Origin of the sequence: Candidatus Nitrotoga sp. M5 (assembly GCF_927904885.1) — a bacterium.
Classification (GTDB): Bacteria; Pseudomonadota; Gammaproteobacteria; order Burkholderiales; family Gallionellaceae; genus Nitrotoga.
In genome coordinates, this window is sequence record NZ_CAKMNW010000033.1 from 1 (window position 1) to 13,133 (window position 13,133).

11 protein-coding genes are annotated in these 13,133 nt (G+C 44.8%); 7 read left to right on the forward strand and 4 right to left on the reverse strand.

What is annotated here, in order from left to right:
• Window positions 1–152: 152 nt before the first annotated feature.
• Window positions 153–350, reverse strand: a complete 198-nt coding sequence (locus MJ770_RS08400) for a hypothetical protein (protein ID WP_239251236.1) — start codon at window positions 348–350, stop codon at window positions 153–155.
• Between the two features lie 562 nt (window positions 351–912).
• On the opposite strand from MJ770_RS08400, the gene gldC reads away from it, so the two are divergent.
• The 3 genes from gldC (at window position 913) to MJ770_RS08415 (ending at window position 2,388) form a co-directional block, all read left to right on the forward strand.
• Window positions 913–1,254, forward strand: coding sequence for a gliding motility protein GldC (gldC, locus tag MJ770_RS08405; RefSeq protein WP_239251245.1), 342 nt, complete (start codon window positions 913–915; stop codon window positions 1,252–1,254).
• Between the two features lie 76 nt (window positions 1,255–1,330).
• A complete protein-coding gene (locus MJ770_RS08410; RefSeq protein WP_239251255.1) occupies window positions 1,331–1,552 on the forward strand; it encodes a hypothetical protein in 222 nt (73 codons plus the stop codon).
• A 17-nt stretch (window positions 1,553–1,569) separates the two neighbouring features.
• A complete protein-coding gene (locus MJ770_RS08415; RefSeq protein ID WP_239251266.1) occupies window positions 1,570–2,388 on the forward strand; it encodes an undecaprenyl-diphosphate phosphatase in 819 nt (272 codons plus the stop codon).
• Between the two features lie 49 nt (window positions 2,389–2,437).
• Here MJ770_RS08415 and MJ770_RS08420 read toward each other — a convergent pair whose 3' ends face one another.
• The gene (locus MJ770_RS08420) at window positions 2,438–2,890 is read right to left on the reverse strand and encodes a rhodanese-like domain-containing protein (protein WP_239251285.1); all 453 of its coding nucleotides are present in this window, start codon (window positions 2,888–2,890) and stop codon (window positions 2,438–2,440) included.
• 391 nt (window positions 2,891–3,281) lie between these two features.
• On the opposite strand from MJ770_RS08420, the gene glnA reads away from it, so the two are divergent.
• From glnA to MJ770_RS08440, 4 genes are all read left to right on the forward strand, one after another.
• Window positions 3,282–4,703 (forward strand): type I glutamate--ammonia ligase, encoded by a 1,422-nt coding sequence (glnA, locus tag MJ770_RS08425; protein ID WP_239251301.1) that lies wholly within the window; start codon window positions 3,282–3,284, stop codon window positions 4,701–4,703.
• Between the two features lie 804 nt (window positions 4,704–5,507).
• On the forward strand, window positions 5,508–7,043 hold the full coding sequence (locus MJ770_RS08430) for a 2-isopropylmalate synthase (RefSeq protein ID WP_239251315.1): 1,536 nt from the start codon (window positions 5,508–5,510) through the stop codon (window positions 7,041–7,043).
• Window positions 7,044–7,795: 752 nt separating this feature from the next.
• The gene (glgA, locus tag MJ770_RS08435) at window positions 7,796–9,238 is read left to right on the forward strand and encodes a glycogen synthase GlgA (protein ID WP_239251326.1); all 1,443 of its coding nucleotides are present in this window, start codon (window positions 7,796–7,798) and stop codon (window positions 9,236–9,238) included.
• A 581-nt stretch (window positions 9,239–9,819) separates the two neighbouring features.
• Window positions 9,820–10,329, forward strand: a complete 510-nt coding sequence (locus tag MJ770_RS08440) for a hypothetical protein (RefSeq protein ID WP_239251328.1) — start codon at window positions 9,820–9,822, stop codon at window positions 10,327–10,329.
• Between the two features lie 423 nt (window positions 10,330–10,752).
• Here the strand turns inward: MJ770_RS08440 and MJ770_RS08445 are convergent, their stop codons facing one another.
• Together MJ770_RS08445 and MJ770_RS08450 are read right to left on the reverse strand one after the other, a co-directional pair.
• Window positions 10,753–11,403, reverse strand: a complete 651-nt coding sequence (locus MJ770_RS08445; protein ID WP_239251365.1) for a protein-L-isoaspartate O-methyltransferase family protein — start codon at window positions 11,401–11,403, stop codon at window positions 10,753–10,755.
• A 571-nt stretch (window positions 11,404–11,974) separates the two neighbouring features.
• Window positions 11,975–12,766, reverse strand: coding sequence for an OmpA family protein (locus MJ770_RS08450; protein WP_239251368.1), 792 nt, complete (start codon window positions 12,764–12,766; stop codon window positions 11,975–11,977).
• Between the last annotated feature and the right edge of the window lie 367 nt (window positions 12,767–13,133).

Here is a 13,133-nt window from a genome sequence, read left to right on the forward strand (position 1 = left end):
CTTTATGTTTAATGATTGGGTTGTTAGTATGAAACATGAGCGTTACCTTTCTTTAAGTTTGATGACGGATTCGACACCCATATCAAATTCAGTAACGCTCACTTTTACAAGTGCATTGTCAGATCAGATTGAGACTAGTTCATTACAGCAAATCACTTCGCTTTTTTAGCTACTTTACGTGCAGCTGCACGTGCTTTTTTGTTAGAACCTTTTTGGGTTTGTTTTAAAGCCGCTTTGGTAGCACGCTTTAAAACGCTACTTTTCTTTGATGTAACGCCAGCTTTTTTAACAGCTTTTTTAGCAAACTTTTGTGCAGTTTTTTTAGCCTTCTTCTTTGATATTTTCGACATCGATCTCTCCTAGTGCAATGAATGAGTCAAGCAATGTAAGTTATGAACAATATGGTATATACAATTTAATGTCAAACGTCATCATTTAACAATACCGTATAGCGTGCGCCTTGCATTAGCGTTAAGAACATCGGAAAGCCGTGTGCGTTATAGCGCATGCGCGGTCGCATGAAGGAGGGCAGGCTAAAGCCTGTTTTCTACCAGCGACTGCCTAGGAATTTATATATATTGCCGTTGTTGTCGGCGGATCTCAATTCTTCGGACATTAGTGCTCTAACTCTAACTTGGTACGGCTATTTCGGAGGACTGTTACCTATTGCGCATGAACGCTCCCGCGCAATATATTTTTATATTTCACTTTTTAAGTTAAGCTTAGCAACTTTTTTCCGCTACAGCAATGGCCGCAATTTGATCAGTTTGTACTACGTATAACGGTCTGGTTAGTGGAAGTTTGAGGAGAGCAGGAAATACAGCAACAAGATCACCAACAGAACATACATTAGCGTGGAGTCAATGACTTATAATGCAGTCTACTAACATTTATTCAAGGAGTTAATTAAAAATGACGAAATCAGAAATTAAATTTACAGTCTCGCTTGACGACAACATGGTGGCAGAAAAAATTGACTGGAGCGCTTCTGATGCAAATCAGCACAACACGAGCAAAGGAGTAATGATTTCGGTTTGGGATGCCAAAGAAAACAATACTATGCGTATTGATTTCTGGACCAAAGAGATGATGGTAGAAGAAATGTGCCAGTTTTATCATCAGACTTTTTTATCAATGGCTGACACTTTTGAACGTGCTACCGGAGAAGCTGAAGCTGCGAAATCAATGCGTAATTTTGCCCAGCAGTTCGGCGAAAAAGTAAATCTGTTTGCGAATAAAAAATTTGACGCATAACGTCAATGTAAGAAGGATGTGCATTGGTACATTACTTTCACCGTTAAATTAAATTATTACAATAAAGAGGAAAAATATGAAAACAATCGGTGAATTAAAACAGGCTATTGAAGCTCTGCCAGATGATCGTATGCTAAAGGCGCAGGTAATGGCCAAGAACGGGAGCGCGTGGACACTGGATGTCGAGTTATGTGCTTTGGTGCCAGTGGGTTCAAATGCGCCAGGAGAGTCTATGGCGGTGCTAAAACTGACCCACCCCGACTTGGAAACTATGCCAGAGTGGCCAGCACCTATGTGATACGGCTTTAAGTCATTATGGATACTATCCCGCTTATCGTTGCCTTCATTCTTGGTATTATTGAAGGTCTGACCGAATTTTTGCCCATTTCCAGTACTGGTCATCTGATCATTGCTGGCGACTTGCTCAACTTTAATGATGAAAGGGGCAAAGTATTCATGATCGTAATTCAATTGGGTGCAATTTTGGCAGTGGTATGGGAATTCCGAGCCAAGCTATTGGCAGTGTCGCGTGGTTTGGTGGTGCGCGAACCAGTTGCTTGGCGCTTTGCCAGCAACTTGTTGGTGGCACTTTTGCCAGCAGTAGTGCTTGGGCTAATATTTCACCACTGGATCAAAACCTATCTGTTTAATCCTTATACGGTTGCGTTTGCGCTAATAGGGGGAGGATTGGTGATTCTGTGGGTGGAAAAAAAAGCATTTCATCCGCGCATCAAAAGTGTCGAAGATATGCGCTGGCAAGATGCAATCAAGATTGGATTTGCACAGTCGGTGGCCATGTTTCCTGGCGTTTCTCGCTCAGGTGCGACCATAATGGGCGGGATGATTTTCGGACTTGACCGACGAGTTGCGACCGAGTTTTCATTCTTTCTTGCTATTCCTACCATGTTCGGGGCAACCGTCCTCGACCTTTACAAAAATTGGCATCTGCTATCAGCCTCCGATCTGCCAGTATTCGCAGTAGGATTGATTGGTGCGTTTGTAAGTGCTTATCTGGCAATTGCGGCCTTACTTAAATTTATTTCCAATCATACTTTTGTGGGGTTTGCTTGGTATCGAATTGTATTTGGCCTGCTGGTATTGGTTACCGCCTACAGCGGAGTTATAGAATGGTAGGCGCTCCAGGGCGCCTCTAAAAAATAAGCTACCGATAGTCCGTTAGGGCTTAGCGCTGTTCCCACGGCAATTTACGTGCACGCCAGCCACCTAGCATATTACGGTGCTTATTGGCGTCTTTGTCGCCTTCAAAGCCTTCCAGGACGTTGTAGGATTCGGTATAACCGGCTTCCGTCGCAGCTATAGCAGCATTATGAGATCGGGCGCCACTGCGGCATATGAATAATACCAATGCTTCTTTGTCCACTTGCTGTTCAAGCTGTGTTATGAAATACGGATTAGGTTTCATTTCGGGATAGATAGCCCATTCAATTTCCGCTGCATCGGGGATATGGCCCACCCAATCCAGCTCAGCACGAGTACGCACGTCAACTAGTTTGCTGCCGGGCGCAACTTGCAATATTTCGTAAGCCTCGTTCGGCAGCAGGGCACCCTCGTAGGGTAAATTCATGTCTTTGGCGCGTTTTTGCGCGGCATTCAAAATTTCGGTGATTTTTCCCACGACATTTCTCCGCTATTGTTCGATATATAACCCGCAAGCATAGCTCGCGGACGACAATTGCATACTATACTCAATGTAGTAAGAATCCTATCCGCTCGTACTTTCAAACTTACAATATTGAGATACGGTTATGGAAGTTTGGCAGGTGGAAGACGAACCTGTGCTTATCGTCCCTTTTTTAAACTACGTCATCAGTCATGCACGAAAATGGTGCACATATATGACATCCGCCCCGAAAAGGAGCGCATATTTATATCCATTTATCCCTACGGATATGGCAAAATGCTGATTTTAGTGCTGGAATATGACGTTGAGTACTACGTGCTTGATTACGAATATTAAGTTTGTTTGATTTTCAGTTTAGTTTTTAACGTTTATGGAGAGAATGATTATGTCGAAGTCGGTTGCTGATGTTCTTAAGTTACTTAAGGACAACGAAGTTAAATTCGTTGATCTACGTTTCACTGATACCCGTGGCAAAGAACAGCACGTTTCGATTCCGGCACATGTGGTATCAGATAGTGATGATTGGTTCGAGTCCGGTCACGCTTTTGACGGTTCATCCATCGCTGGCTGGAAAGGTATTCAGGCATCTGATATGCAGCTGATGGCTGATCCTGCATCCGCTTTTCTCGATCCTTTTATGGACGACACTACGTTGGTGATGACTTGTGACGTAGTGGAACCATCAGATGGCAAAGGTTATGACCGTGACCCACGTTCTATCGCCAAGCGTGCTGAAGCTTATTTGAAATCCACCGGAATAGGCGATACATGCTACTTTGGCCCTGAACCGGAATTTTTCGTTTTTGATTCAGTAAACTGGCAAGTGGATATGTCTGGTTGCTTCTGCAAGGTTAATTCCGAAGAAGCAGCCTGGTCATCAGCAGAAAAATTTGATAGTGGCAACACTGGTCATCGGCCAACGGTTAAAGGTGGTTACTTCCCCGTGCCCCCTGTCGATTCGCTGCAAGATATGCGTTCTGCCATGAGCTTAATATTGGAAGAAATCGGCGTTCCTGTCGAAGTTCATCACCACGAAGTGGCGACCGCTGGTCAATGTGAAATTGGCACCCGCTTTGACAGTTTGGTCTATCGTGCCGATCAAACTCAGAAGCTTAAATATGTAGTGCACAACGTCGCACACCAATATGGCAAGACAGCGACCTTTATGCCCAAGCCGATTGTCGGTGATAATGGCTCAGGCATGCATGTCCATCAATCCATCTGGAAGGACGGCAAAAATCTGTTTGCAGGCAATGGATATGCAGGTCTGTCTGAATTCGCCCTGTTTTATATTGGCGGTATTATCAAGCATGCTCGTGCGCTTAATGCTCTAACCAACCCGGGCACTAACTCCTACAAACGTTTGGTTCCTGGTTTTGAGGCCCCAGTAAAACTGGCATACTCTGCACGAAACCGCTCAGCCTCGATCCGTATCCCTTTCGTGCAGAGTGATAAGGCACGCCGTATTGAAGTGCGTTTCCCGGACCCAACTGCCAATTCATATCTGGCTTTTACAGCCATGATGATGGCTGGCCTGGATGGCATACAAAATAAAATTCACCCAGGCGATCCTGCAGACAAAAATCTGTATGACTTGCCTCCAGAAGAGGATGCAAAAATTCCAACTGTTTGTTCTAGTCTCGAACAAGCTTTGGAAGCGCTGAATAATGATCGCGAATTTTTGACTCGCGGTGGTGTGTTTTCCAATGACTTCATCGATGCTTACATTGAATTAAAAATGGAAGAGGTAACCCGTTATCGCATGACAACGCACCCAGTTGAATTCGAAATGTACTACAGTCTGTAACGTTAAAATTTGCAACGGACTTTCGGTAAAGTCCGTTCGCTCAGATACATGGGTAATGCAGGATGTTATGTTGCCCGTAGTAAAAGATTGTCAATCTGTGCGAATGAAAAAGCTGAATTTGAGTTGCTATGGATTATTGCTAAGTACGTTTGTTTCAGCGATAGCGGTGGGGTAGCGGTGATATGAATCACGGTCAGAGTCCCGTTTTCTGAGTAATTAATTTTGAGGATGCCTCTAAAAATTCAAATTGCAAAGCAAGACACAGTCTCTACAAAAAATTTGAACGCGGCATAAGCAGATAATATGTAAGTCCTGATTTTTTAGAGTGCGCTGTGTTGTGGCGAAGCAGGATAAGCAGGAAAGTCGCAAAGCGGCTGCTCGCACATAATTGGATTTTTAGAGGTGTCCTTGATTAGATAGTCTCAGTTTTAGTGGGGAGTGATGACCTTGATGAAACATTTAGGTCGATTCATATAGCAAAAATGTTTGACTATAGGTAGCACGGTTGAGCTAGGAGGCTGAATTAAACAGGACAAATAGGTGCTTCAAGTCCAGAAAGTTTGTTTGCTCGTTACAGAGTTAGAGCGTGAATATTGCGTAAGCAAACAAAAGCCGTTATATTCCAACTATGCACTTTTCCCGTCACATCTCGCAATTGCATTCTACATCCAGCCTTCTGGCTGCGCTGCTGCTGCGCGTCGCGCGCTAAATATACTACCTCCCCATAGTTTTAAAGCAGGCGGCATCTGGCCGAATTCTATTCGTCTGGATCGTGCGAATTAAATAATTGCAATGGAGTTCAGCATGAAAGAGAAATTAATAATATTTGACACTACCTTGCGCGATGGCGAACAAAGCCCAGGCGCATCTATGACCAAGGAAGAAAAGATCCGCATCGCCCGCCAATTGGAAAAGCTGGGTGTTGATGTGATCGAGGCAGGGTTTGCTGCGGCCAGTCCAGGTGACGCAAACGCCATTCGAAGTGTTGCGCAAGTTATTGAAAAATCAACTATTTGCTCGTTGGCGCGCGCCACTGAAAGTGATGTTCGTGCTGCCGGTGAAGCGATCAAGCCAGCCAAATCTGGTCGGATTCATATTTTTATCGCAACTTCACCTATTCACATGAAAATGAAGTTGCGTATGCAACCCGACCAAGTGGTGGAAGCTGCGGTGAAAGCGGTGAAGCTCGCACTGGAATATACCGACGACATCGAATTTTCTGCTGAGGATGCGGTGCGCTCGGAAATGGATTTTCTCGTCCGTATTTTTGATGCAGTTATTCAAGCAGGAGCGAAGACTCTGAACGTGCCGGATACTGTCGGTTACAGCATTCCAGCTTTGTGGGGCGAGCGCATCAAACAGTTGATCGAAAGTGTGCCGAATTCTGGGAAAGTCGTGTGGTCCACCCATTGCCACAACGATCTCGGTATGGCAGTGGCCAATTCTCTTGCTGCCGTAATGAACGGTGCGCGTCAGGTGGAATGCACAATCAACGGCTTGGGTGAGCGTGCTGGGAACGCCAGTCTGGAAGAAATCGTAATGGCAGTTAAGACACGCCGCGACGTGTTCAGTTGCGATTCGCGTATAGACACCACGCAAATCGTTCCGGCTTCCAAACTTGTGTCCAGCATCACCGGTTATCCGGTGCAGCCAAACAAAGCGATTGTTGGCGCGAATGCTTTTGCACATGAATCCGGCATTCATCAGGATGGCGTTCTAAAACACCGCGAGACTTACGAAATTATGCGTGCTGAAGATGTTGGCTGGAGCAAGAACAAATTAACACTTGGCAAGCTTTCCGGACGTAACGCGTTCCGCACACGATTGCAGGAGCTTGACATCGTGCTGGAAAATGAGGATGTGGTGAACAATGCTTTTGCCCGTTTCAAAGAATTGGCTGACCGCAAGCGTGAAATTTTTGATGAGGACTTACAAGCCTTAGTCAGTGAAAGCGTGGTGGCGCATGTTAGTGAGCATTATCGCTTGGTATCATTGCGCGCGCATTCTGAAACTGGACTTCTGCCTGTGGCGCAGGTGCGATTGAATGTAGGCGGAAAGGAATTTGTCGCCGATTCTCAGGGAGGTGGGCCGGTTGATGCGACGTTCAAAGCCATCGAACAGATCGTGCAAAGTGGCATTGAACTGCAACTTTATTCGGTCAACAACATTACCAGTGGTACAGATGCGCAGGGTGAAGTGACCGTACGGCTATCCAAGGATGGTCGCATAGTCAATGGCCAAGGTGCAGATACTGATATCGTGGTGGCTTCCGCCAAGGCCTATCTTAATGCGCTAAATAAATTAGATAGTAAAGCGGAGCGCGCGCATCCGCAGGTGTGATTTACTAATTGGATTCAGCTATGAGCGGCACGTCAACAGGCGTGCCGTTTTTTTCTGGCTTTCTGCATTTGTAACGGTTCAAGGGCGTCTCTAAAGGTCGCAATTTTGTGAGCAGCCGCTTCGCCGCTTGCCTGCTTACCCCGTGGCGTCACAATACGGCGTTACTTGAAGAAAGTATCTATTAAATATCAACTATAAGCCGCGTTAAATATTTTTGCACCTGTTTTGTCCTGTCTAGAAATTTGAATTTTTAGAGGTGCTCTTTATGCTGGAATTGACGCCGGTATGTTGTAGTAAGTATATGTATTGATCCGTGCCACGAAATACTGAGGCATCTGTTCGAGGTGTCCTTAATGCGCTGCCCGTAATTCCAAGTATAATTCATGGTTTACATAGTCTTGGTCTTGATTTTAGTTTAAGCGATATTGCTTTCGCCACCTGGCAGCCTGTCGGACTTGAAGAGTCGTAGCGAAAATTTAGCTAAGCGAAGAAAGATTTTGCAAACTTTCACCTTATGGCGATACCTGATTACGCCACTTGACGATTTTGCAGGATGATAAGTTGTTCTATTGCCTAAAAACGCGGTGAAATAGTCACCCCTCAGCTAAATTTTCAGCTGTTTTTCTTTAAGTCCGACAGGCTGCTAGTGGCTAAACTTCATTGCCAATGTTAGCCTTCACTGAAGCTGAAGCTTTCAACCTCACTCGTTTGTCACTGACTTGTTTTACCCTCGAATTGAAATTGGAATAACGATGCAAGTATTGTTTGCTACTTCTGAAGTCGCACCACTAATCAAAACTGGCGGCTTGGCCGATGTCAGTGCCGCATTGACGGCAGCGTTGCATGGAATGGGCGTGGACATACGCATATTGTTGCCAGGTTATCCGCAAGTTTTAAAAGCGTTGCCGCATCTTTATGTCGCTACCAAAATTTCCATGCAGCCCGGTTTCCCAGCAGCGAGACTGCTGACTGGTTCGTTGCCTAATGGTGTTCCTCTGTTAGTGATTGAATGTGCCGAGCTGTATGAACGTGGTGGAGGAGCCTATCAGGATGAAAATGGTCTGGACTGGCCCGATAACGCCCTACGATTTGGATTGTTGTCTAAAATTGCTGCACTGCTGAGTTGTGCGGATACTCCACTTAACTGGAAACCCGATATAGTTCATTGCAATGACTGGCAAACCGGACTTACTCCGGCCTATCTGCATTTTTCAGATGGTGCTGCACCTTGTGTAATGACAGTGCATAATCTTGCATTTCAAGGCATATTCCCGTCGCACATGGTTGCTGAATTGGGGTTGCCCGCTGAGAGTTATCAACCTGACGGTGTGGAGTTTTACGACAACCTGTCCTTTATGAAGGCAGGTTTGTATTACGCCGATCACATCACAACCGTGAGTCCATCTTATGCCAAAGAAATTCAAACAGATGCACTGGGATTCGGTCTACAAGGTCTACTTACCTACCGACGAGAAGATTTGACAGGCATTTTGAACGGTATCGATACCACAGAGTGGAACCCCGCCACCGACCCTGACCTTGTTGAGACTTACGATATCAAAAATATGCGCGGAAAGTCCGCCAATAAGCGCGAGTTACAAAAACGCATGGGATTGCACATTGATCCCGATCTGCCATTATTCGGATTAGTGGGCCGATTTACCCATCAGAAGGGCGTGGACCTTGTGCTGGAAATTGCACCACAATTGATTGCCTTGCCGGCGCAACTGATATTGTTGGGTAATGGTGAGGTAGAAATGCAGCGGGCTGCACTGGCGCTTTCGCATCATTATTCCGGCCAGATCAGTGCTTACGTGGGTTTCGATGAGCCCTTGTCACACCTGATTGAAGCAGGCGCAGACATTTTTTTAATGCCGTCGCGTTTCGAGCCATGTGGACTCAATCAGATGTATAGCCAGCGCTACGGCACACCGCCACTGGTGTATGCAACTGGCGGTTTGATTGACACAGTATTGGATTACAACGCAGATTCACTAGAACAGGGTCTGGCTAGCGGATTTGTATTACACAGTATGGATACGACCAGCCTGTTGGCTACGGCACGACGTGCCGCGATGGTCTATCATGACAAGAAAACTTGGCGGGCACTGCAGAGGAATTGCATGGTTAAGGATTTTGGCTGGGACCAGAGTGCCACAGCCTACCATGACATCTATACGCGTTTAATGCGATGATAACTGCGCTTGCAGGTGCTTCATTAAGCATTCCGCTTCCGTCAAATTTTTTATTCAGTACTCAATATGAATATCTGTTTATTCAGCCAACTCGAGGACGTCTCTAAAAGTTCAATTTCTAGCAGCTTGTCGGATTTAAAGGGTCGTAGTGAAAATCTAGCTGAGCGCGAATTGATTTTGCGAGCTTTCACCATGTAGCGAGCCTGCTCACCCCACTTGACGATTTTGCAGGGAAACAGTTGTTATATTGCCAAAAAAAAGGGGCGATATAAGTACCGCTCAGATAAATTTGCAGCCGATTTCCTTTAAGTCCGACAGGCTGCTAGGCAAGACAAGGCACGAGTATAAAATTTGAGCGCAGCATCTATTCGATGTGTATGCAATAATTTTTCTCAAGTAACGTTGTATCGTGACGCAACGGGGTAAGCAGGCAAGCTGAAATGCAGCTGCTCACAAAATTTGATTTTAAAAGGTGTCCTAAAGATAATTTATTGATGTTGCATGGCCAACTCTACAGTTTGCTAATTCAAATGTGATAGAGACGGCTATACTATCGACTCATTGTATAAAAGTTTATAACCATGATTGAAATAACTCTTGCCACAATTATCATCACGATTATCGTAGTCCTCACAATCCGTAACACCAAGCGTACAGTGCTTGAAAACCCGGTTATTCTCAACCGCACGGGACAATATCACGCTATATTGGCACCCAAGCTAAATATCGCACAGCCATTTATTGAAGCTATCGCTAAGCAGATACCTGGTCCGCGTGATGAAAACCAAAACAGTTCAACGCAGTGTTTCGAAGTGCGCGACCCGGAATCCGCTAAAATTAGCCACGAGCTTTATCTACTCGCCATCACAATGCGTAACGGTATGCTCTATTTTCAGGCTATCGTCCCGCGGCCATTGATCAATGATCAGGATAGCCATTTCAATATGCTAATGGAGTCAGCTCATGCTGCTCTTGCCAATGTCCCAGCTACGACGGATAGTGTGCCTGACTCAGAGACGGATGGGCACATCGTTGCGGCAGCGGGCACTGCGGCACGAAACTTGGGCATTGGCATAAAACAACAGATGTAATCCGAATAGGGAGGCGTGATTACTACAGGCTTAACGCAATGATTTGTATTGATAACTAAACAAATATTAAAGAATTTCTTGTAGTGAAATGTCACTGTACCCGTGATTTTACAGGGCAGTACGGAATTAGACTCCGAGGAGAGCTTGGTTGGGCAGGTTGCTTTATCTTTGAGGTTTTTCAAAAACTGCACTTAAGGGTGCTCTGCGAACTCAAACTTTTTAAGCAAGGCAATGTGTGAAGCGGCTGCTCGAAAAATAAAATTTAGAGTCACCCTTAAAATATTAACTAACAGCGCAGCAAGCTGCGCTTTGTTGCAGTCTTCAAAATTGCTCAAGTAATAGTAATTTAAATAAGGAGCTGATTGGCAGTTACTTAAGAGCCCTATTAATGACCGCCAATGCCATTTTTAGCAAATAGTCGCATCAAAAAACGAAACGTTTGGGTTGCAGCGCGTTCTGCAGTGGTGCAACGCAAGTTTCGAACAGAGTCGCTCTTTCGAATATTCCAGGTGCTACATTAGTAATCAAACTGGCATGCATCGCTGGCGAGTCACCAACGATGGCAAACAGACGGCCACCGGGTTTCAAGCTGTGTTGGAATGCTTCCGGTAAAATTGGTACTGAGCCAGTCACCACGATTGCATCGTAAGAACCTGGCCAGCATTGTGCTGCATCGCCCAGCTCTAAAGTTACGTTATTGATATGATGTGCTGCCAAATTCTTTTCCGCAAAGGCATGCAGCTCTGGCACGATCTCAACACTGGTTACATGCATCGAAAGATGGGAGAGTAGAGCAGTCAGATAGCCACTGCCGCTGCCGACTTCCAGCACTCGGTCGTTGCGTCCAAGCTGCAAAGCCTGTATTGCGCGCGCTTCTATCTTGGGCTGCCACATTGAAACTCCGTGCCCCAGAGGGATTTCCAGATCCATGAAAGCTAAATTTTTCCTTTCGGGTGGCACGAAACGTTCGCGTTTAACTTTGCATAACAAATCCAGCACCCGCATATCCAGCACGTCCCAAGGCCGAATTTGTTGTTCCACCATATTAAAGCGAGCTTGTTCCACGTTACCCATCTCCCTCTACTCCAAAATATTATCAATGTTTAATATTAACAGTTTAGCAAGGTCACTGCTTGCACTCAATGACTCTCTTTTTTACCTTACCACGCCATTTTTCTGATCATTATTTATTTCATTAAAGAATGACCATCTGCACATTCCATGAAATAACGGGCACAATGAACAACGCAGTTTAATAAGCCTTCTGGCATAGTCACAGGCTTATTAAAACTGGCTACTCAAAAAAGCCAGTAAACTGTGAGCCGCCCAAGACGGCTATATACGCTTCCTTCTGCTTCGCTAAGTCCCTGAATACCTCTCCATGGTATAGGTCAGACCTTTGTAAATTCTGTACAAGAACAGTATGACACCACTTAAAATCCAATTTTTGTCACAATATCGCGTTACTCGAAAAAATTTATAACGTGCATATCAATTATGCATTTATATATCAAATAAATCAGCGCTTAATTTTTTTCGTGTATTGTCTGCCTGGCAACGGGTCAGCAGGCAAACTGAGAAGCGGCTACCCGCAAATTTGAATTTTGAGAGGCGCCTTTAATTTAGCTTAATGAATCGATAAAGGTTATTGCTCCGTTACGGTGCCAGTCATTTCAATCTCAACACGGCGATCAGGTTGCAGGCATTCGATAGTTTGATTGGTCTTGCCGCCCGGGCATTGGTCTTTTTTTGTAATCGGCTGCGTATCACCTTTACCTTCAGTAGTTATTATATTGTGCGAGATACCTTTTCTGACAAGGTAGGCTCTCACTGTAGCTGCTCGTTGTTCGGAAAGGATCTGGTTGTAATTGGCACTACCAAAACGATCAGTGTGACCGGTCACCTTGATTGTCTGAGGATTCGTAGCTTTAATGTCTTCGACAAAATTATCTAACTTCGTTCGAGCTGATGGCCGCAATATCGGTTCACCAAAATCGAAAAATTCGCTTGAATCCAATGTTATCTTTTTCGTTGTCGCAGCTGGCAATTCGGTCACTACAACCGGCTCTTCGCTTTGAATCGGTGGAGCAATTGGAGTAGGCGTGATGACTGGAGTGGGTTCGACGACTGGGGTTGGCGCGACGGTCTTGGCTAACGGCATTGCACTGCATTCATCCTCTCCAGCCTGACCGGAATGAGTGTACCAACATTTGCCAGTCCCGCTACTCACTACTTGGCCTCTCGAGTCATGAACATTAACTTTAATATCCTCATTTTCATCATGTGAAGTTTGTGCGTTAACTGATGCGGTGATAATTCCCAATATCAAAGCAATTGACACAGATAGTCTATTTTTTTTACCTGCGAATAATTTTTTCATAAGGCTCTCTCTTTTAAAGTTAGGACCATTTTCTGCGTTAATACTTTCTTTATCCATTGCTAAGTCTACGCTTGTTTATAATGATCATATTTCAACATAAACAAGCTAGCCATAAAAATCTGCCGTGTGGTGAAACATCTGCCTTATTATAAAGGTAGAATTCCAAATGTCTCTTTATTAGGATAATTCTTATGACGTAAGCACCTATAAAATCGAAAGCTAACGACAACAGTTAATCATGAGAGATATGAACTCAAAGCGCCCTAAAATAATATGCATCGGTTTTATTGGGCATGCCTGAATTAAGCCACCATGACCGAATTTTAATAAATTAAATTATAGAGTTTCAGTAATACCTAAATCATCCAGTTTTAATTTCCTTTTCGGGTTTATAGGCTGCCCTGTCAATTTCATTATTTAGTTA